Source organism: Hyphomicrobiales bacterium (genome assembly GCA_030688605.1).
Taxonomy (GTDB): Bacteria; Pseudomonadota; Alphaproteobacteria; order Rhizobiales; family NORP267; genus JAUYJB01.
The window spans coordinates 17,507-38,436 of sequence record JAUYJB010000051.1 but is presented as its reverse complement, the minus strand read 5'-3'; the positions used below and the strand labels follow the sequence as shown (position 1 = coordinate 38,436).

Below are 20,930 nucleotides of genomic sequence, written 5' to 3'. Positions count from 1 at the left end.
GAAATTTCGAACGAGGGTCCGAAAAAATGGCAGAGTTTGAAAGAAATTACGCGCGCGCTGCTGGTCGCGTCGGCGAGATTCAGGCCGTCGACGAAGGCCTGCGCGGTTATATGCTGCGCGTTTACAATTACATGGCTATCGGCCTGGGGCTCACCGGCGTGGCGGCGCTGGGGACGTTCACGCTCGCCCTCAACAATCAGGCTTTCGCCGAGCTGATCTATGTGAGCCCGCTGCGCTGGGTGATCATCCTGGCGCCTCTGGCCATGGTTTTCCTGCTGAGCTTCAGAATCAACCGGATGAGCGTCGCAGCGGCGCAGACGACCTTCTGGGTCTACGCGGCTATGGTCGGCCTGTCGCTGTCGTCGATCTTCCTCGTCTACACGACGACCAGCATCACCCGGGTGTTTTTCATCACCGCCGCCACTTACGGCGCGCTGAGCCTTTACGGCTATACGACCAAGAAGGACCTGTCCGGCTGGGGCTCGTTCCTGTTCATGGGGCTGATCGGCATCATCATCGCCATGCTGGTCAATCTGTTCCTGGTGAGTTCGGCGCTGCAATTCGCCATCTCCGTCATCGGCGTCCTGGTGTTTGCCGGCCTTACCGCCTACGACACCCAGCAGATCAAAGAAATGTATTATGTCGGCGACGACGGCACGGTCGCGGGTCGCAAGGCGGTCATGGGCGCGCTCAGGCTCTATCTCGACTTCATCAACCTGTTCCTGATGTTGCTGCAACTGTTCGGCAACCGAAACTAAGGGTCAATCGCAGCACCAATTGACCTTGGGCCCCGGCGAGAGCCGGGGCCTTTGTCTTTGGCCATTTGGCGCTAGGATCGGCGCGCTGAAGGGATGGCGGCTGGGGCAGGGGCATGAGTCTGGTCATTCGCGACAGCGTGGATGAGGACATCGCGGACATCACGGCGATCTACCGCGACGCGGTCGAATCCGGTACCGCCTCCTTCGAGCTGGTCGCCCCTGACGAAATCGAAATGGCGCGCCGTCGCGCGCAGCTCGTGCACGGCGGCTATCCCTATCTCGTGGCCGAATTATCTGGCAGGCTTGCAGCTTACGCCTATGCCGGGCCATACCGGCCACGTCCCGCCTACCGCTATACGGTGGAGGATTCCGTCTATGTCGCCGACTGGGCGCGCCGGCTGGGGCTGGCCCGCGCCCTCCTCCTCAGGCTGATCGAGGCCTGCACGGCGCGCGGCTTCCGCCAGATGATCGCCATCATCGGCGATTCGCGCCACTCAGCCTCGATCGACCTGCACCATGGGCTCGGCTTCGAAATGGTGGGAACGATCAGGGACGTCGGCTACAAGTTCGACCGCTGGCTGGATTCCGTCGTCATGCAGCGTCCGCTCGGCAAAGGCGCTTCGGCGCCGCCCGACGACTGAACCGCCTGCCTTCGCGCCTAGGCTTCGACCAGGCGCAGCCGCCTGTCCAGAACCTTCAGGACATTCTCCAGACTGTGGCCGCGCCGAACGATGACGCCGGAGGCGGCAACCACCGCGTAGGCACCCTGGCGGCGCGCCAGACGCGGGTTTTTCTCGATGCGGAACAGCGGAAACTCGCAGGCCCGGCGGAACACCGAAAAGACGGCGCGCTCTCCCAGCATGTCGATGGCATAATCGCGCCATTCGCCGGCGGCGACCTTACGGCCGTAAACTTGCAGGATCTGGTCCAGTTCACCCCTGCTGAAAGAGGTTCTTCCGGCGGGAAGAACCGGGCCGTGCGCGGCTTTCGCCCTGGCGGCGATGCCGCGCGGAAGCACTATTGGATCAGTTTCGCTCATGGCGCCTCCTTGTCGCGTCTGGCTCAATGTTCCTCCGCGTTTGCGCGGATTGCAAGCCCCAGGGCCTGTTTACAGCTATGTTGCGGATCGGGCGGGAGCCAATTTTTCCGCCCGCCGGGAGCAGGCGCCGCCGTGGTGCCGGCCCGCCACAAGGCGTCTGCGACGCCGCGGTCGGGAAAGTGGGGCCCGTCCCCGCAGGATTTGGCGCAATCCAGACCTAGCAAGATAACCGTAAACGGGCCTCGGGCCGCGAACTTGTCCCAACGAAATCATATTTTCGCCCAAGTTCGGCCTTTGGCACGCCCAAAACACACCCGATAGTCTCGACCGTTGCCCCTGTGACCCGGTTCGAGGAGTGCCTCGGAACTCTCAGCCCCCCAAGCCCCCCGGGGCTGCTCCGATGAACCGGGTCGCCGTTTTCAAGTGACCTTTGAGAAATCAAAGATCGGGTACAAATCGGGTCGGTTCGCCGGCCCGATTTTTTTCGGCCGATTTCCGCAGGCTTCCGCAGGCTTGAAACCACGCCTTCAGTGGGCAATATCAAGGGCGTTCTTCCATGCACGAGCGCCCATGAGCAAGCCACGCAAATCACCAAAGGCTGCATCTTCGAAGACCGTCGCAAAGGCGGAGAATCACGCGTTCAAGGCCGAGACGGCGCGGCTTCTGCAGCTCCTGATTCATTCCGTCTATTCCGACCGCGAGGTGTTCCTGCGCGAACTGATCTCCAATGCCGCCGACGCCTGCGACAGGCTGCGTTACGAGGCAATCCAAAACCCGAAGCTCACCGAGGACGAGCCGCATTTTCGCATCAACATCATTGTCGACCCGGCGGCCAAGACGTTGAGCGTCGAGGATAACGGCGTCGGCATGGACCATGACGCGCTGGTCGCTGATCTCGGCGTCATCGCGCGCTCCGGGACCCGCGCCTTCATCGACAGGATCGCGGCCGCCGGAGAGGGCGGGAACCTGATCGGCCAGTTCGGCGTCGGCTTCTATGCCGCCTTCATGGTGGCCCGCGAAGTCGAGGTGGTGAGCCGGGCGGCCGGTTCCGGCGAGGTTTGGCGCTGGCTTTCGGCGGGCGGCGAGAGTTTTTCGGTCGAACCGGTGACCGGAGAACGGGCCAGGATGCACCGGCGCGGCACCCGAGTGACGCTGCATCTTGCCGAGGATGCCGCCGAGTTTCTCGAAGTTCCCCGCATCGAGCGCGTCATCAAGACCTATTCCGGCCACGTGCCGGTTCCGATCTCGCTCGTCGAGGTCAAGGAGGGCAAGCCCGGCGAGGCTCGCGCCGTGACCGATGCGTCCGCCCTGTGGCGCAAGCCGAAGAGCCAGGTGAGCCCCGAGGCGTACAAGGAATTCTACGGCCATGTCAGCGGCCAGTTCGACGAACCGGCTCTGGCCATCCACTACCGCGCCGAAGGAAGGCACGAATATGCGGTGCTGCTGTTCGTTCCCTCCGCACCCCCCTTCGATCTGTTCGACCCGGAGCGCCGCGGCCGGGTGCGGCTCTATGTGCGCCGGGTCTACATCACCGACCAGGCGGAGCTGTTGGCCCCCTATCTGCGCTTTGTCCGCGGCGTCATCGATTCGGAGGACATGCCGCTCAACATCTCGCGCGAGATGCTGCAGAACAACCCGCTGGTGGAACAGATCCGCAAGGCGGTGACCAACCGGGTCTTGAGCGAGCTCGGCAGGCTTGCCGAGGCAGAGCCCGAGAAATTCATCAAGATCTGGGAGTCTTTCGGCGCTGTCATCAAGGAAGGCCTTTACGAGGACGCCGAGCGCCGCGACGAGCTTTACGAGCTGACCCGCTTCCGCACCACCCGTAAGCCCGAGGGCTGGCGCAGCCTGAAGGACTATGTCGCCGATCTGAAGGACAACCAGACGGCGATCTATACCATCGCCGGCGAATCGCTCGACCAGCTAGCGGCAAGCCCGCAGCTTGAAGGTTTCCGCGCCCGCGGGATCGAGGTGCTGCTGTTGAGCGATCCGGTCGACAGCTTTTGGACCGCCACCGCACTCGGCTTTGCCGGCAAGCCGTTTCGCTCGGTGACCCAGGGCGCAGCCGACCTGGACGCCATCCCGCTTAAGGAGAGCGCGGCGAAAGACGAGAGCAAGGACAAGAAGGCGGAGCCCGGCAAGGCGAAGCTTGCGACCCTGATCGCCATGGTCAAGGAGACGCTGGGTAGCGCTGTGAGCGACGTCGCCCTGTCGCAGCGGCTGACGTCGAGCCCCTGCTGCCTGGTGGCACCCGCAGGCGGCCCGGACCGCCAGCTCGAAAAGCTCTTGGCGCGCCATGCAGGCCAAGCGGCGCTGTCGGCCCCGGTGCTGGAGATCAACCCGGATCACGCGCTGATCGCGGCGCTCGCCGAATCGGCCGCCGCCGGCGGCAACGCCGAGCCGGTGAAAAGCGCCGTGTGGATGCTTTTCGACCAGGCGCGCATCGCCGAGGGCGAGGGGCCGCACGACGCCGCAGCCTTCTGCAACCGGTTGACCGACATTCTGGTCAAGGCAATGGCCGCGAAGTCCGGATAATGCTCTAATCGCAAGGCAGCATTGACCGGAATTCGAGGCGGGGATGGCCGAGTTTTCTCAACCGGTTCAGCCGGTGATCATGTGCGGGGGCTCCGGCACGCGCCTGTGGCCGGTCTCGCGGCAAGACCTTCCCAAACAGTTCTGCGCCCTGTCGGCGGATCGAACCCTGCTTCAGCAGACCCTGCTGCGCGTCCGTTCGGATGGCTTCCTGGCGCCGGTCCTGGCGTGCAACACGGCGCAGAAATTCATCGTCGCCGATCAGGCCGCCGGCGTCGGCGTCGAGCCCAGTGCCTATCTCTTGGAGCCCGTCGGCCGCAACACCATGGCGGTTGCCGTGACCGCCGCCCTGCATGCGCAGAAGGCGGCACCCGGCGCGCTGGTGCTTCTGCTGCCGTCCGATGCCCACATCGCCGATGCCGAGGGCTTTCGCGCCGCAGTCGCCGGATTGGCCGCTTCGGTCGTCTCCGAGGGCGGGATCGGCCTTCTCGGCATGACGCCTGAGCGTCCCGAGACCGGCTATGGCTATGTGCGCTGCGGCGCGCCGATTCCGGACACCGATGGCGGGGGAAGTGTGTTTCGCGTCGGCCGGTTCATCGAAAAGCCCGACGAGAACGCCGCCCGCGAGTTTGTCGAAGCGGGCGACTTCGTCTGGAACGCCGGCATTTTCCTGTTTTCTCCCGAAACGCTTCTCGCCGAGGCCGAACGCCTCAAGCCCGACATCGTCGCAGGCTGCCGGGCGGCCTATGGCGAGGCAACCGTCGCCGCGCCGTTCTGGACCCTGGAGCCGCGCGCCTTAGCCGCGCTCGAAGCCATCTCCCTCGACCGCGCGGTCATTGAGCATACGAGCCGCGGCCTTGTCGCCCGGGCGGCGATCGGCTGGAGCGATCTCGGCTCGTGGGCGGCCATCGGCGAGATCATGCCGCACGACGAAGGCGGTAATGCCATCCATGGCGAGGTCATTGCGGTCGACACGAGGAAATCAGTGATCTGGGCCGAGGACCGGCTGGTCGCGACCCTCGGGATCGAGGACCTCGCCGTCATCGCGGTCGACGACGCCGTGCTGGTGGCAGGGCGCGGGCGGGCACAGGAGGTGAGCGAGCTGGTAGCCGCGCTCAATCGCTCAGGCCGTCCCGAGGCCCGCGCCGGCACGACGGTACTCCGCCCCTGGGGCAGCTTCACCAATGTCGCCGCCGGTCCCGGCTTCCAGATCAAGCGCATCCTCGTCAAGCCCGGCGGACGCCTGTCCGTGCAGAGCCACCAGCATCGCGCGGAGCATTGGGTCGTGGTGCGCGGCAGACCGCGCGTCACCTGCGGCGAGATCGCACGCGAGCTTGGGGCAAACGAGCATATCTTCATCCCGCTCGGTGCCCGGCACCGGATCGAGAACCTCACCGACGAGCCGGCCGAGATCGTCGAGGTGCAATTCGGCGATTATCTGGGCGAGGACGACATCGTCCGCTACGAGGACATTTACGGGCGGATCTAGCGGTCAAGTCCAGACCGAGTGGCCGCCGATGGATTTCGCATCGTGGGCTTCCGGCGGCAGTGGCGTTTCTCAGCCCCCGAGATCCCTCATTGTGGCTTCATAGAACGAACGCCCCCAAAGGTAGCGATCCTTGTCGCGCAGGTTGAATCCTCCGGGTGCAGTGGCTTTTACGGTATTCAGAAATCTCTGATAATCTTTCCAAAGACCGTCTGAAAATTGCCTGCCAGCAAGTTCCTTGAACGCTCCCAGTTGCTCGCAAACGCGAACGTCATAGACGCCAAAATCGTCAGGATAGAACACTGTCAGAATGGCGGAAGCCATGGGAAGGAGGAACCCCCCACTTCTTCATCAGTACTTCGAGCCTGCCCATCGGGCAGGCGCTTGTGTGCAGAGATGCGGCTATACCTTCGACAGCTTCAGCAAAGCCACCCGGCTGCTTATTCAGCCGGTCACGGATCCGCGTTTTGGCCCGGTTAGCCTTCCAGATAATAATCAGGTAGAAATCGATTGGGCAGATGACCCTGGTCTCTCTAAAGCGGGGGCCGACCTCGGCGAGCAGGTATTTTTCGAGATCGTAGAATTTGCGGTAGTCGAAGGTCATCAGGCGGCTCCTGTCGGTACCATCCGTCGGATTCTTTCTGTTAACGCACCGCGACGTCCATGCGGCCGATGCCCTCGACCCAGGCGGACAGGGTGTCGCCCGGGCGCACCGGGCCGACGCCCAAATCATACCTCCTCCCCCTTGGTGGCGGAGGAAGAGAAATCAACGACTTGGCGGCGCGCAGGCGGTGCCAAGCGTTAGATTTCTCAGAAGGGGGGGTGCCGACCACCCCCCTCTTGCAAAATTCAAGGGTTAGCCTCGCTACGGCTCGGCTAACGCCTTGATTTTGCCTTCTCCCCCGCAAGGGGGGAGAAGGAGATTAGGCATGCCGCAGCTCTATGCATCCATCCGATCAACCCAGTCGCGTCCCACTTCAAGGCGTTCCTCGAACCGCGATGTCCATCCGGCCGATGCCCTCGACCCAGGCCGACAGCACGTCGCCGGGACGGACCGGGCCGACGCCCGCCGGCGTTCCGGTCAGGATCACGTCGCCGGGATCGAGCGTGTAGGCGGCGGACGCATAGGCGATGAGCTTCGGGATCGTGTAGATGAGATGGCTCGTGTTGGAGGCCTGCCGCACCTCGCCATTGACGGAAAGCCCCAAATCGAGCGCGCCCGGATCGTCGATCTCGTCCGCGGTGACGAGATGCGGCCCGAGCACCGTGAAGGTGTCCAGCGACTTGCGATAGGAGCGGTCCTCGGTGCCGCGCACCGACATGTCGAGGCCGATCGTGTAGCCGGCGACGTGGGACAGCGCGTCTTCCTCCGCGATATCGCGCCCGCCGGGCCCGATGACGACGGCAAGCTCGACTTCATGGTCGATGCGCCGCTCGCCGTGCCCCACGACGACGCCCTCGTCGCAGCCGACAAGCGAGCTCGACGCTTTCAGGAACAGGCCATAATCGTCGATGGTCTTGACCGGCTGTCCGAAATTGATGCCCGCGTCGGCCCGCGCCTCGTCGAGATGCGCTTGATAGTTGACCGGCGCGGCGATGATCTTTCCGGGATTGGCGACGGGGCTGAGCAGTTTCACGGCCTCAGGCTCAACGCTGCGCGCGTTCGCCACCAGCTCCGCGATCCGTTTCCGCAGCGCGCCCAGATTGGCGATCATCAGATCGCCGCGCGGCAGCGGCCAGCGCACCGCGGGAAGGACGTCGAGCGCGGGCGTAACGTTGCGGATGTCCTCGCCCAGAAAGAGCCCGAGGCGGTTGTCGTCGAAGCGGCAAAGGCGCATGAGTCCAGCTTCCGTTCAAAGCAGCTTCCTGCCCGCGTGACAGGGGGTGCAATCGTCTAGTAACCTCTTAGTCGGTCGAACCGGAGGAGCGCAACGTGCCCGAGCGCACATTCGCTGCAGCCTTTGCCGCAGTCGCCCTTGCCATCCTGTTCCTGGTGCTGGGCTGCATGTCGGCGCGCGCGGCCGCCGCCGACATTCTGCTGATGTCGCGGGTGCGGGCGGAAATCACGCGCGGCGCGACCGGGAACGCCATCGTGCTGCTCGAAGCGGCGGTCAAGGATCAAGGCGCCCGCGCGGAAGTGCGCCTTGCCCTGCTGGGAGAGCTGGCGCCGCTCTATCTTTCCGCCGGCAAGTTCGCCGACGCCGGCGAGGCCTTCGCCTATGAGGCGGAGCTGACAGCGCGGCTCAACGGCGCCGCCGACCCGCGCCTGTTCAAAATCTACGAGTCGGCGGGCGATGCCTATGCGCGGGCCGGAGACGCCCGCAAGGCGATCCATTTTTTCGAAGAAGCGCTGCGCATCGACATGCTTTACGGCGACTGCGCCGGAAACGCGACGGCGCGCCTCCACGAGCGGCTGGCGCGGGCCTATGGCGCGCTGAACGAAACCGAAAAGGCCAGCCGCCACCGCAGGCTTTCAGAAGACGCTGGCCTGCGCTGCGCCGAGCCCGGCGCCGCATCGGGCACGCGCGGCATCGTCGTCACCAGCGAATTCGCCGCCGCTGACCGCGATAGCTTCACCCGGGTCAAGGTTTTCTATGCCACCGACCGGGCGCGCACCGGCAGCGACCGGCCCAACGATTTCTATGGCGGCGCGCGGGGCGACCTCGACTTCGGCACGCTGGACGTCACCGTGCCGCGCATCCACAAGCCCGGTGCCCTCGAGGCCCCGTCGCTCACCAAGCTGGAATGGCGGGAGAACCCGGAGCGCCACATCGTCATCATGAGGCTCGAGACCATGAGCGGCGACGAGCTGTTCGCCGACATGGCCCGGACCCTTGGCGGACGCGGCGCCGAGGAGGCCTTCGTTTTCATCCACGGCTACAATGTCTCCTTTGCCGACGCCGCCAAGCGCACAGCCCAGATCGCCTATGATCTGAACTTCGAGGGCGCGCCGATCCTCTATTCCTGGCCGTCGCGGGCAAACCTCTTGTTCTATCTCTCCGACGAGGCGGTCGTGCGGCTCAGCGGCCGGCGCCTGCGCGGCTTTCTGGAGGATGTCGTCGCCCGGTCCGGCGCCAAACGGGTCCACCTCATCGCCCATTCGATGGGCAACCGGGCGCTGATCGACGCGCTGGAGCTGATCGCCGCGGAACGCCGCGGCATGGCGGACGGCGTGTCCCCGATGTTCGAGCAGATCATCTTCACCGCGCCCGACGAGGATGCCGGCCTGTTCGCGGAAATGATCCGCTCGGTGCGGCCGCTGGCCCGCCGGCTCACGCTCTACACCTCGGACCAGGACTGGGCGCTCGCCGCCTCGCGGGAGCTGCATGGCGACGCGCCGCGCGCCGGCGAGGCGGGAGAGAAGATCCTGATCGCCGATGAGATCGACTCCATCGACATGTCGGCGCTCGGCGAGGACATGCTCGGCCACAGCTATTTCGCCAACGATACCTCGGCGCTGACCGACATTCTGTGGCTGTTCTGGAAGGACGCAGCACCCGAAGGACGCTGCGGTTTGCAGCCGCTGGCCGCCCCGCGCGGCCGCTATTGGGTGTTCGACGCAGTGCGGTGCAACGGCCCGGTGGCGATGTCGGCGCTGACGCTCGCCCGCGCCAAGGGGGAAGCGGCGTTCAGCACGGTCGACCGCGCGCTGGCCGAGCTCGCCGGCCGGCCGAACAGCGCCGAGGCGGTTCAGGAATGGCGGGCGATCCGCGGGATGCTGGCAAGGATCGTCGGCCGGTAGCAGGCGCGTGCGCTAGCGAAAATCGACCAGGATCCGGAACGGCTTCGGCGAGCGGGAATCGCTTCTGCCGTCGCTGACTTCCAGCCGGTATGTGCCGGCGCCCGGAACGGCGATGGCCGCTTCCGTGACGCCGCCGGGCCGCGGCGGGCCGACCCAGTCGCGGATCACCTGCGCCTCGGCATTCCACAGCCTGACCCAGATATCGAGGGCGGGGTCGACCTCGTCGACGATGACGGTGAACTCGCCGCTGCGCGGCGCTTCCAGCAGGTACCAGTCGGTGTCGCCTTGCGGCAGGATGTGGGCGTCATGCGGGGTGCCGAGCTCGAGCGGCTTTGCGGCGCCGAAACTGTCGTTCGGCTCCAGCGGGTCGTCCGTCGCGATGAATTTGGTTGCCAAGGTGGCGTGCTGGACCGAACGTTCGTCGCTGCGCCCGTCGCTGACCTCGATGAAGTAGACGCCGGCTGAGGGCAGATCGGCGAAACCCTCGGTGACGCCACCCTTGCGGTAGGGGGCTACCCAGTCGCGGATCACCTTCTGATCGGCGTTCCAGACCCGGTAGTGCAAGTCGAGATTGTCCGGCCCCTCGTCGATGACCGCGGCAAGCTCGCCGGCGGACGCGGTCTCGACGCGGAACCAGTCGGTGTCGCCGCGCGGCAGGATGTTGAACAGGATTTCGCCACCCGGCGACAGCGCCGCGGCCTCCGCCGCACTGTTATTGGGTTCGTACTGGTCGGGCTGCGGCGTGAAGGCGAGCACCAGGTCGAACCGCTCCGGGCTCGCCGCGTCGGAGCGGCCGTCGGAGATCTCGATGAAATAGCGTCCCGGCCCCGGCAGGTCGGCGAAGTCGTCGACGTCGCCGCCCACGCGCAGCGGACCGAACCAGTCGCGCAGCACGTCCTTTTCCAACGTCCAGACGCGCATATAGATGTCGAGATCCTGGGGCGAATTGGTGACCGCCAGGCGCATCTCGCCGGGATGGTCTACATCGATGCTCAGCCAGTCGGTATCGCCGCGCGGGAAGATGGCGATCTTGTGGGCGCTCGTCGGCTCGACCGCGGCCGCGGCGCCGAAGGAATTATTGGGCTCGGCCACATCGGGGACGGGGTGAAAATCGAACGACAATTGCAACGGATCCACGGTGGCGGCGTCGCTGCGGCTGTCCGCGGTCTCGATGATATAGACGCCGGGCTCGGCCAGCTCCGTCTCGTGCAAGGTGTCGCCCCCCGGACGCGCCGGCACCGCCCAGTCGCGGACCACCTTGCCGTCGAGGTTCCAGACGCGAATGGCGATGTCGAGCTGTTCGGGCACCTTCTCCGCAAGAACGGACAGGAGGCCAGGCTCGCCGACCCAGACCTGGTACCAGTCGGTATCGCCGCGCGGATAGATCGTCGCCAAAAACTTCGACGGCACCGGCACCGGGTGCGCCGCCCCGATGGCGTTGTTGGGCTCGAAGGGGTCGTCGGCGGCGGCGAAATCGACCTTGAAGGTGAAGGGATCGGCGCTCTCGGCATCGCTGCGGCCGTCGCTCATCTCGATCCAGTAATTGCCGGGGCCCGGCAGGGGATAGCGCCCGTCGAGCGCGCCGCCGGGACGTCCGGCGCCCTGCCAATCGGCGACCACCATGTGGTCGTCGTTCCAGACCCGCGCGAACAGGTCGATCTGCTCGGGCGATCGTTCCGCGAAAACGTGCAATTCGCCGGCGACCGGAACGTTGATCCGATACCAGTCGGTATCGCCACGCGGCGTGATCCGCGCCGTGACGTCGGCGGCGAGCGGCACCGGCTGCGCCGTCCCGTATGAGTCGTTTGCCGCCGCTTCGCCAATGCCGCGCGACGGCGCCGGCCGGAAGCCGGTCGGTTGCGGCACCGCGACGCTGCCGGCCCAAGCGGGGTGGAAGATCACCCTCTGGCCAAAGAAGCGGTCGTCGGCGCGCGCGCCGCCGCGCGGCTTTCCGTTTCCGGCCGCAGCGACCTTTGCCGTCGCCAGCCCGGTTTGCGCCTCCGCCGTGCCTTCTGCGGGCGTCGTCGCGGCGGCCCCGGCCGCGCCAGGCGCGGTCACGGCCGGGAAGGCCGCGGCGGGATGCGCCTCCGCGATCGCCTCGCCGGGATTGAGATAGACCTCGTCGACCAGCCGCACCAGAAGCTCCGGGCGCTGCTGGCCGCGGGTTGCATCGATGACCCGCTTGGAGACGCGGCGGAACATCAGCCCGACCTCGACGCCCGGCGCGCCGATCTCCTCGAGCAGCGCCGCCGTGTAAGGGCTGTGCTCGGCGTCGCCGTCGCTGGCCACCGCGCCCGACGCCGCGGCATAGGCGATGATGGCGCCGCGGCCGCGCAGCTCCATCGGCCCGAGGCCGCGCTGCACCTGGGTCGAACGGCTGGCGGCACGATCCGGCAATTGGTCGAGGAACGGGTTGTCGCGGCAGGAATCGAGGATGACGATGCTCACCCCGGCGCGGCGCTCCATCTCGGCGACGACTTCCTGGATGTCGATGGAGCTGTAACGCAGGGCGCGCTCGCTATCGACCGAAACGTCCGTCGGCAGGAGGAAATTGCGGCCGCCGATCTGCACCGCGTGGCCGGCGTAAAAGACCAGCGCCGTTGCCTGGTCGGTGAGCCTGCGGCCGAACTCGTCGATGGCCGCGATCGCCTTGCGGCGGTCGATGTCGGTGGCCAGCAGCACCGAAAAGCCGAGCTCTTCGAGCGTGGCGGCAAGCGCGGTGGCGTCGCGCACCGGGTTGGCGAGCGCGGCCGTTCCCGAGTAGGCGTTGTTGCCGATGACGAGCGCCACCCGATCCGCCGCCTCGACGCGCAACGCTCCCGCGAGCAATGCCAGGAGCAACACGATCTTTGCGAAAAAACGCAACGGAATTCGCCCCGTATCGCCCTTCGACGCTGCGCCGGCGGGCCGCTCGCGCCGGCACCCGATCATGAAACCATGCCGCAGGGGAGGGCGCAAGCCGTTCGGCCGGCAATCGCGCACGCATTTTACCAACCATTCATCTCCGCTCCGCATAGTGGCGGCGGCGACCGGCTCGGGTGAGGCGGGGCGAACCGAGCGGCCTCCGTCTGTCCGTCCCGTGTTGCGTCAACCTTCCTTAGCGAGGCTCCCGGCTGTCGGTTGTCCTGGGCAAGCGACCGGAACGGGGGGATGGGCAGGAGAAGAGCATGTGTCGCGGTCAAACGGCTCAATCGGGCACGTGGCACCGGCTTTACCCGTTGGGCCAATAGAAACGTGATGTGAGCATGGACAAGGGCGGCAATCGGGCATTGGGCCGGTCAATCGTATTTGGCTGGATGTGGCGAATGGGTGTGCGGGGCAAGCTATTTGCCGCCTTCGGCGCCAGCGCCATGCTGACCTTGTCGGCGGTCGCGATCGGCATTTATTCCTTCCAGGCGGTCGCCATCGCGTTCTCTCACCTGTCGAAACAGGAAATCCCGGCCATCCGCAGCGCCGCGGCGCTGGCCATCCGCAGCACCGACGTGACGATCGCCGCGGCCGATCTCGCCGCGGCCGAAGCCGAGGAAGCGCGGGCAGCGGCGAGTGCGCGACTGCGCGAGGCCATCGGAAAGTTGCAGGCCGACACCGCGAAGATCGAAATGAACGCCGCCGCCACCTTCGTGCTCGAGGACCTGAAAGCCGGCGCCAGTTCCTTCGCCGCGAAACTCGATGCGCTCGACGACGTCACCAAGGCGTGGCTCGCCCTGCGCCGCCAGAAGCTCGACTGGCTGCACAAGCTGTTCGCCTATCACGTGGCCGCCACCGCCAAGCTCGGACCGATGGTCGACGACGCCTATTCCTCGCTGATCGAGGGCGGCAAAGCCGCGGCGCAAAACAGCAACGAGATCGTCAACACACTGGTCAACAAGGAGATGGTTGGCCTGTGGTCATTGTTCGAATCGCGTCCGCAGATCAGCCTGCTGGCCGGCCTCATCACCTCGCACGCGCTGGCCGATGACCCACAACGGGCAATGAGCCTCGAAAGCAAATTGACCGCCGTCCGCGGGCACCTCACCGCGTTCCTGGGGAGGTTGCCGCAGGACGCCACCGCGGCCGACGCGGAGGCCGGCATCAAGAACCTTCTGGCCCTGGCCGAGGAGGAACTGAGCGGCAAGGGCAGGCTGTCTCTCGCCGGGGCCGACGCCTCCGACCCAAGTCACACATTGGCCAAGGTGATCGATCTGCAGCAGTCGGTCGACAATGCGCTGTTGAAGGCCATCGACGATCAGATCTTCAAGCTGACCAGCGCCGCGGACAGCGCGATCGAGTCCAACAGCGCGGCGATGGCCGATCTGCTCGACAACCAGCTCGGAAAGATAAGGGCCACCCTGGAGGCGGACACGAGCCTTCACCATTATGTCGCCCTCGTCGTCCAAGGTGCGCTCGCCGAGGACCGCCGCCGGATCGCGCCGTTGCAGGACAAGGTGACCCTGGAAGCCGCGCGGATGCGGCGGGCAATGCGGGTCATCATGAACAATGAGATCGCCGGCCTGGTGGAGGATCTGATCGATTTCGCCGATCCGGACCGGGGCCTTCTCGGGCTGCGTCTCTCGGAATTCGATGCCGCCGAGCGAGCCAAGTTCATCGTCCGAACCGTGTTTGTTGCCGGCGAAGAGCTTGGGCGCCAGATCGACCGGCTGATCGATTTCGAGCGTGGCCGGATTGAGGTGCAGGCCATCGGCATCGAGCGGCAGTTCAAGGGCAGCGGATGGGCCTTGATCCTGGTCGGGGTCGCGAGTTTCGCGATCGCGGTGGCCATCGGCATCTTCGTCGTCGATCGCGGCATGGCCAAGCCATTGGCGCAACTCGTGGCCAATATGCGTCGCATGGCGCAGGGCGATCTTTCGGTTGAACTCGACGCCAACACCCGCCGCGACGAGGTCGGCGACATGATCGACGCGGTTGCCATATTTCGCGAGAACGCCCTGGTCCGCAATCGCCTCGAGGAAGCAGCCCGCCGCGATCAGGCCGGCAAAGCTCGGCGGCAGGAAAGCATCGATGCGCTGGTGAACGAATTCCGCGCTGAAACGGAGGAACTGATCCACAAGGTCGGGACCACCATGGATGAGATGCAGGCGACCGCGACAGCGCTCTCCCGCACCTCCGACGAGACCTCCGGCCAGGCGTCGAATGCGGCCGCGGCCTCGAAGGCCGCCTCGATCAATGTCGAAACCGTTGCCTCGGCCGCAGAAGAGCTGAGTTCGTCGATCACGGAGATCGGCAAGCAGGCGGTCAGGGCTTCCGAGATCGTCGCCGCGGCGACCAGCGGCGCGCATTCAACCAACCACAAGGTCGCAAGCCTCGTCGAGGCCACATCCAAGATCGGCGAGGTTGTCACCCTGATCAAGGAGATCGCCGAACAGACGAACCTGCTCGCTCTCAACGCCACGATCGAGGCGGCACGGGCCGGCAAAATGGGCAAGGGCTTCGCGGTCGTCGCCGCGGAGGTCAAGTCGCTGGCCAACCAGACGGCCAAGGCCACCGAGGAGATCGCCTCGCAGATATCGGCAATCCAGATGTCGACCGAGGACGCCGTCGGCGGAATCCAGGCGATCGCCGCGACCATGGAAGAGGTCAATCACTACACCCTGTCGATTGCCGCGGCGGTCGAGGAGCAGGGCATGGCGACAAACGAAATTTCGCAGAACGTGCACGAGGCGGCCGCCGGCACGCGCGGCGTGGCCAGCAATATTTCCAGGGTTCAGGACGCCACAGTGGAAACCAACGGCTCGGCCGCGCAGCTGGCCCAGGCGTCCGCCGAAGTTGCCGCCCAAACCCGGCGCCTGAGCGGCGTGGTCGGGACATTCCTGCGCAAGGTTGCGGCGGCCTAGACCGATTGCCGGTCTTACGATTCCAATTTTTCGGGAACCGGCGCGGGCGCGACGGAAATTGCGTCAACCCCACCCTTCAGAGCGGCCTCGAACGAGGACGATCTGTCCTCCCAAATCACCCGACTCTCGCAATCAAGCACGGCCACGAGGGCCGAGCGACCGCGCCAAAACCAATTTTCAAGTGACGGCTTTCTTGTTCCACCAAATCAGGACCGCAATCAGAACGGCCACCGCGATGGATGACGGCGGCAGTCCGGCCAAAAAGACGCTGACGTTCAGATATACGGAATTTGCGACGCTGCCGGCCTGGTCGCCGATAAGTATGGCGAGGAGAGTCAGAATGAGGATCGCCTGGACGAGCAATTCGATGACACGCCATGCGATCTGGGCGATCTTGGCAATGTTGTCCATTTCGCCTCCGAGAAGTGAGGGGCAATTGGCCCCTCACCTCGAAACGACTACTTGGGCTTTAGAGTCCCTCAGGTGTACCTGCCAAACAGCCACAGAATGATGCCAAGGACGATCAGCCCGACAAGCCCGTTACCGCCCAGCGAGCCGACGAGGGCCATGAGGTTGTCTACGACGGAACCGAAGAACGGCAAAGTTCCGCCTATGAGCAACGACAGCACGATTGCCAAGGCCAGCAAGGCGATACCGATTTCGATCAGCTGACCAATAACAGTGCTGGTTCGTTTCATGATCTCCATGATGTATTCCCTCACTATTTCCCCTAATTCGCACATGGTGCGAATCACGGCGGAACTATGCCACAGATTTGTCAACGATGCTTATGGATAACGGGAGGCTGTTGATACGCTGCTACAAGCTCGGCGAGGACGGGGCGCCACCTCTGCGGCGGTCCGTCGGCTCCCCGATGCGGGCGATTTCCCGGCCATACGATATCGATCCGACGGACCGGATCGATACCCTGATGCCCTATCGGCCGATCATGCTTGAACAAGGACTGGAGGAGAGGTCGTCGCCGGCGCGGTTTCCGGTCTTGTGCCTGCGCGCCGGCCGCCTCGATGGTGGATCTGGGACGATTTTTGCCGGGCGGATACGATCATGGCCCTTCGCGGCCGGCCGGGGCCGGCTCGCGGGCCGTCGGGGCTGGTGTTCTTGCTCCGTGTCTGTTTGGTGCCGATTATTCGACGGCCGGGACTGAGCGCTCGGCCGCCAGAACGCGGTCGAAATCGCTCGGCTTGAGGCTGAGGGCGCGCAGGTCTGCCTCGCTGGGCCTGTTGCGCTGCTCGACGGCGCGGGCAACGCGGATAGCCGGGCCGATCAGCGAGAAGATATTGCCCCACGCGCTGCGGCCTGCGGCGCCGAAATGGGTTAGGCCAAGGGTATGCGACACGGGTGGTCTCCTTTGTATTGTTGTTCGATGGATGCCTATTTGCGTTTCTTTGTTGGTTGATAGATGACGTTTTGCGCTGCGCTGCACAATGTGCAATTGCGGATGCCAGCCATGCAGGCGCTGCATGGCTCGAAAGAGAGATGGCGGCGACGGGTGGGAGACCGGCGAGGTTATCGTAAGTCGAGGATTTGATTGCCATTTGCGTGCGGGCCGGTATCGTGGGGCCGGCCCCGCCGCGCTCACGACGGTGAACAAGGACAATGACGGTCGTATCGGAAAGAGAGATCAATGCCAGCCTGACGAATCAGGTGGCGCTGAGGATCGTCGACTATATCGAGCGCAACCATCTGCAGCGCGGCGAGCATCTTGCCGCCCAGCGCTTCGCCGACGCTTTCAAGGTCTCCCGTTCGCCGGTGCGTAACGCCCTGCTCAAGCTGTCGAGCCTCAATGTGGTCGAGGCGCACAGGAACCGCGGTTTCTTTCTCGCCGCCGCGCGATCGGCATTGCCGGAGGTGCGGCGGCTCATCTCCGTGCCTTTGGAGGACGAGCTATATTTAGGCGTCGCCCAGGACCGGCTGATCGGCCGGCTTGCCGACCGCGTCACCGAGGCTGAGCTGGCGCGCCGCTACCCGGTCACCCGGTCGCAACTCCGGCGCATGCTGGCGCGCATGGCCAAGGAAGGGTGGGTTGCCCGCAAGCCCGGCTATGGATGGCAGTTCCTGCCGGTGCTCACCTCCCGCGAAGCGGTGTTTCAGAGCTATTCCTTCCGCAAGGCGGTGGAGCCAGCGGCGATCCTCGAGCCGGGCTATCACATGGATGAGAAGATCTACCTTCACTGTCGGGCCCAGCAGTCCGAGCTATTGGGTGCCGACATGGAGCGGTTGACGCCGGTGCACGTGTTCGAGCTCGGTTGCGATTTCCACGAGACGGTGGTCGGCTGCTCCGGCAACCCCTATGCCTTGGATGAGCTCAGGCGCCAGAACCGGCTGCGGCGGCTCATGGAATATCGCATCACGCTGGACAAGGATCGGATTCAGCGCCAGTGCCGGGAGCATCTGGAGATCATCGATCGGATCGAGGCCGGCGACTGCCCCGGGGCGGCGGAGCTGATGCGCCGGCACCTGGACATTTCCGGTTACGTGAAGGCCAAGTATCACGACGAGCACCCGCTGCCGCCGCCGGCGCCGGCTAACCTTTGACGCGGCGCGATGAGCAAAGCCATGCGGCCGCCCACAAATCTCGCCCCGGCAGGATTGGCGCCGGAACTTGCCCGCCGGATCGTCGAACAGGCGCGCGATAACGAGTGGACCGTCGGCGATCATCTGCCGGCCTCGCGCCTGGCGCAGGCGTTCGGCGTATCGCCGTCGCCGATCCGCGAGGCGCTCGAGCTTCTGAAGCGCCTGGACATCGTCGAGAGCAGGCCCAATCGCGGCTTCTTCCTGACCGCCGACAGGGCCGGTCTTGCCCGCGCGCGCGATGCCCTCAAGCCGCTCGATGCCGACGATGAGAGCTTTCTGTCGCTGGTCGCCGACCGGCTTGCCGGGCGCCTCCCGGAGGCGTTCCGGGAGGCCGACCTGATGCGCCACTACAACATCTCCCGCTCGCAGCTTCAGGCCATGCTGTTGAAGATCGAGCAGAATGGCTGGATCGAGCGCAAGCCGGGCTATGGCTGGGCCTTCCTGCCTGTCCTTACCTCGCAGAAGGCCTACGCCCAGAGCTACCAGTTTCGCATGGGGATCGAGCCGGCGGCGTTGCTGGAACCTGCATTCAAAGTCGACAGACGGGCCTTCGCCGAGGCCCGCCTGGCCCAGGAACGGCTGCTGGCCGAAGATGCGAGCCGGGCAAGCCGCGAGGAGGTGTTCGAGACCGGCGCGGCCTTTCACGAGATGCTGATGCGCTGCTCGGGCAACCCGTTCTATCTCGAGGCATTAAAGCGGCAGAACCGGCTGCGCCGGCTAATCGAGCATCAGGGCGCCATCGACACCGACAGGCTCGCGCGCCAGTGCCGCGAGCATCTGCGCATCATCGACCTGTTGGAGGCAGGCGAGAATGAGCGCGCCGCCGAGATCATGCGCGAGCATCTCGGCGACGCCTCGCGCGCGGCGATGCGCCTGCGCGAGACCAGCCGCGCCGCCGCGCCGCTCGGCGAGCTGCATCTTTAGACCGCGGCAAACGCCTCACCCCCGCATCAGCGAGGGCAGCCAGGTCGCCACCCCCGGCACGGCGATGGCGAGCAGCAAAAAGACGACGATGCCCCAGAAGAAGGGCATGTTGGCCTTCAGCACCTCCATCTGGTCGACATCGGCGATGCGCCCGGCAATGATCAGCGCGATGGCCATCGGCGGCGTCACCTGCCCGATCACCACCGCGATCACCATCAGCACGCCGAAATGGATGAGGTCGACATTGAAGGCGAGGAGCGTCGGCAGGATGATCGGCACCAGCACCGGGATCAGCGGGTCGAGGATCATGCCGGCAAGGATGGCCAGGAACACCAGCGCCAGGAGGCGCAGATACTCGCTCTCGCCGACGACGAAAAAGTCGATGAGGTGAACCAGCGCCTCGGGAACGTGGGCGTTGGTGAGGCCCGCGCCGAGCGCGAAAGACAGGCTGACGATGATCAGCAATTCGCCGGTGAGCTGCACGGAGTTGACGACGACGCGGTAGAGCGCCTTCAGATCGAGATGGCCGTAAACGAAAGTTGCCAGGACAAAGGCGTACATGACCGCGAAGGAGCCCGCTTCCGTCGGCGTGAACACCCCGACGACGAGCCCGCCGACGATGATCACCGGCAGGCCGAATGACAGGAAGGCGCGCTTTCCCGTCCGCAAGACCTCCGCGAAGGCGAAGGCGGAATAGGGCTTCCAGCCGCGCCGCCGCGCCAGATAGGCGATGATCAGCATCTGCGACAGGCCGAGCAGGATGCCGGGAATGAGGCCGGCGAGGAACAGCGCGCCGAGCGACACGCCGGTCACCGCCGAATAGAGGATCATCGGCGAGCTTGGCGGGATCATCGGCCCGATGCCGGCCGACGACGCGGTAACCGCGGCGGAGAAGGCGGCCGGGTAGCCGTTCTCCTTCATCGCCGGAATCACGATCGAGCCGGTGCCGGCGAGATCGGCCGTCGAGGAGCCGATCATGCCGCCGAAGAACATGCTGGTCACCACGTTGACGTGGGCGAGCCCGCCGCGCAGCGGCCCGACGATGGCGCGGGCGAACTCGAACAGCCGCGCCGATATGCCGCCGGCGTTCATCAGCCCGCCGGCGAGCACGAACAGCGGCAAGGCGATGAGCACGAAGCGGTTCATTCCCGACATCATGGTCTGCGGCAGGGTCAGCGCCCAGGCGCCGGAGAAGTAGAAATTGAGGATCACCGCGGCGGCGATGGAGACCAGCATCGGCACGCGCAGCACCAAAAGCCCGCACAGAAACGCGATCGAGATGAGCGCGCCGGTCATGACCGCAACGCCCTGCGCTTTTCCCTGCGACGCTCATGGTGGAACGCGACCAGGAAGGCGAGCGCCGCGCCGAAGGCGCCGAAGCTGAGCGCCGAGGTCGACCATCCAATGCGGATGTTCAGATAGACGGCGACGTCGCCGCCGAACAGCCGCAGGAAATCGAATGAGACCCAGCCCATGAAGAGGAGGACGGCGATGCTGATCGCATAGCCGGCGGCACCGATCGGGCGGCGCCACTTGGCCGGCAGTTTCTCGAAGAAGAAGTCGATGCGGATCATGGAGCCGCGGCGCACCGACAGGAAGACGCCGGTCATCGCCAGCCACGGCACCAGAAGCAGCACCACCTCCTCGGCCCACAGGAAGCTGGTGTTCAACAGGTAGCGCGCCAGCGCGTTCGAAAACACAACGGCGACGATGCCGCACAAGGCCAACGCGCCGATGGCCTCGACAGCTCGGTTGACCAGGCGCTCGATGAGCGGCAGGCCCTGGTCCGGGTCGTAGAGTTCAAACCGACGAGTCGCTTCGGCGATCCGGTCGGCAAGCGCGCCGGCTTTCGGCGCGGCGGCGCCCGCCTCGCCCTGCGGTTCGTCGCTCATGATCTGCCCCTCTTTTTCCCTGGCCTTGCTGGATTCAACACCAAAGCGCCTCCTTGTCTAACGCTTTGCTCCGCTCGCACGGCCGCCGCGACCGGCGAAGGACGGCACATGCCCGCTTGCGGGGCAATGTC

Annotated in this window: 17 protein-coding genes; 8 read left to right on the top strand and 9 right to left on the bottom strand. The window is 65.4% G+C overall.

The features are described from left to right. The first annotated feature begins 26 nt into the window (after positions 1-26). Positions 27-758 (top strand): Bax inhibitor-1/YccA family protein, encoded by a 732-nt coding sequence (locus Q8P46_06285; protein ID MDP2619771.1) that lies wholly within the window; start codon positions 27-29, stop codon positions 756-758. Between the two features lie 113 nt (positions 759-871). Next, positions 872-1,399: an N-acetyltransferase family protein gene (locus Q8P46_06280; GenBank protein MDP2619770.1), complete on the top strand. Its 528-nt coding sequence runs from the start codon at positions 872-874 to the stop codon at positions 1,397-1,399. A gap of 17 nt (positions 1,400-1,416) precedes the next feature. Here the strand turns inward: Q8P46_06280 and Q8P46_06275 are convergent, their stop codons facing one another. Then, positions 1,417-1,797 carry a DUF2794 domain-containing protein gene (locus Q8P46_06275; protein ID MDP2619769.1) on the bottom strand — a complete coding sequence of 127 codons (381 nt, stop codon included), beginning with the start codon at positions 1,795-1,797 and terminating at the stop codon, positions 1,417-1,419. 570 nt (positions 1,798-2,367) lie between these two features. Here Q8P46_06275 and htpG point away from each other — a divergent pair. Continuing rightward, positions 2,368-4,332 (top strand): molecular chaperone HtpG, encoded by a 1,965-nt coding sequence (htpG, locus tag Q8P46_06270; GenBank protein ID MDP2619768.1) that lies wholly within the window; start codon positions 2,368-2,370, stop codon positions 4,330-4,332. A 43-nt stretch (positions 4,333-4,375) separates the two neighbouring features. Further along, complete coding sequence (locus Q8P46_06265; protein ID MDP2619767.1) at positions 4,376-5,818, top strand: mannose-1-phosphate guanylyltransferase/mannose-6-phosphate isomerase; 1,443 nt, start codon at positions 4,376-4,378, stop codon at positions 5,816-5,818. A gap of 286 nt (positions 5,819-6,104) precedes the next feature. Here the strand turns inward: Q8P46_06265 and Q8P46_06260 are convergent, their stop codons facing one another. Together Q8P46_06260 and Q8P46_06255 are read right to left on the bottom strand one after the other, a co-directional pair. Further along, the gene (locus Q8P46_06260; GenBank protein ID MDP2619766.1) at positions 6,105-6,419 is read right to left on the bottom strand and encodes a hypothetical protein; all 315 of its coding nucleotides are present in this window, start codon (positions 6,417-6,419) and stop codon (positions 6,105-6,107) included. A gap of 373 nt (positions 6,420-6,792) precedes the next feature. Beyond that, on the bottom strand, positions 6,793-7,653 hold the full coding sequence (locus Q8P46_06255; GenBank protein ID MDP2619765.1) for a fumarylacetoacetate hydrolase family protein: 861 nt from the start codon (positions 7,651-7,653) through the stop codon (positions 6,793-6,795). Positions 7,654-7,748: 95 nt separating this feature from the next. Here Q8P46_06255 and Q8P46_06250 point away from each other — a divergent pair, with 95 nt between their 5' ends. Continuing rightward, on the top strand, positions 7,749-9,557 hold the full coding sequence (locus Q8P46_06250; GenBank protein MDP2619764.1) for an alpha/beta fold hydrolase: 1,809 nt from the start codon (positions 7,749-7,751) through the stop codon (positions 9,555-9,557). 12 nt (positions 9,558-9,569) lie between these two features. On the opposite strand, the gene Q8P46_06245 is transcribed toward Q8P46_06250, so the two are convergent. After that, positions 9,570-12,422, bottom strand: coding sequence for a caspase family protein (locus Q8P46_06245; GenBank protein MDP2619763.1), 2,853 nt, complete (start codon positions 12,420-12,422; stop codon positions 9,570-9,572). Positions 12,423-12,862: 440 nt separating this feature from the next. Here Q8P46_06245 and Q8P46_06240 point away from each other — a divergent pair, with 440 nt between their 5' ends. Beyond that, positions 12,863-15,388, top strand: a complete 2,526-nt coding sequence (locus Q8P46_06240) for a methyl-accepting chemotaxis protein (protein MDP2619762.1) — start codon at positions 12,863-12,865, stop codon at positions 15,386-15,388. A 177-nt stretch (positions 15,389-15,565) separates the two neighbouring features. Here Q8P46_06240 and Q8P46_06235 read toward each other — a convergent pair whose 3' ends face one another. The 3 genes from Q8P46_06235 to Q8P46_06225 all read right to left on the bottom strand — a co-directional run bounded on the left by Q8P46_06235 (position 15,566) and on the right by Q8P46_06225 (position 16,745). Further along, complete coding sequence (locus tag Q8P46_06235; GenBank protein MDP2619761.1) at positions 15,566-15,799, bottom strand: hypothetical protein; 234 nt, start codon at positions 15,797-15,799, stop codon at positions 15,566-15,568. A 68-nt stretch (positions 15,800-15,867) separates the two neighbouring features. After that, a complete protein-coding gene (locus Q8P46_06230; GenBank protein MDP2619760.1) occupies positions 15,868-16,095 on the bottom strand; it encodes a hypothetical protein in 228 nt (75 codons plus the stop codon). A 437-nt stretch (positions 16,096-16,532) separates the two neighbouring features. Next, the gene (locus Q8P46_06225) at positions 16,533-16,745 is read right to left on the bottom strand and encodes a hypothetical protein (protein ID MDP2619759.1); all 213 of its coding nucleotides are present in this window, start codon (positions 16,743-16,745) and stop codon (positions 16,533-16,535) included. 260 nt (positions 16,746-17,005) lie between these two features. On the opposite strand from Q8P46_06225, the gene Q8P46_06220 reads away from it, so the two are divergent. Both Q8P46_06220 and Q8P46_06215 read left to right on the top strand, forming a co-directional pair. Next, positions 17,006-17,944, top strand: a complete 939-nt coding sequence (locus Q8P46_06220) for a GntR family transcriptional regulator (GenBank protein ID MDP2619758.1) — start codon at positions 17,006-17,008, stop codon at positions 17,942-17,944. 21 nt (positions 17,945-17,965) lie between these two features. Next, positions 17,966-18,907 carry a GntR family transcriptional regulator gene (locus Q8P46_06215; protein MDP2619757.1) on the top strand — a complete coding sequence of 314 codons (942 nt, stop codon included), beginning with the start codon at positions 17,966-17,968 and terminating at the stop codon, positions 18,905-18,907. 15 nt (positions 18,908-18,922) lie between these two features. Here the strand turns inward: Q8P46_06215 and Q8P46_06210 are convergent, their stop codons facing one another. Both Q8P46_06210 and Q8P46_06205 read right to left on the bottom strand, forming a co-directional pair. Continuing rightward, entirely contained in the window at positions 18,923-20,203 is a 1,281-nt protein-coding gene (locus Q8P46_06210; protein MDP2619756.1) for a TRAP transporter large permease, read from the bottom strand. Then, entirely contained in the window at positions 20,200-20,799 is a 600-nt protein-coding gene (locus Q8P46_06205; GenBank protein ID MDP2619755.1) for a TRAP transporter small permease, read from the bottom strand. Before Q8P46_06205 ends, Q8P46_06210 begins: the two co-directional genes overlap by 4 nt. Between the last annotated feature and the right edge of the window lie 131 nt (positions 20,800-20,930).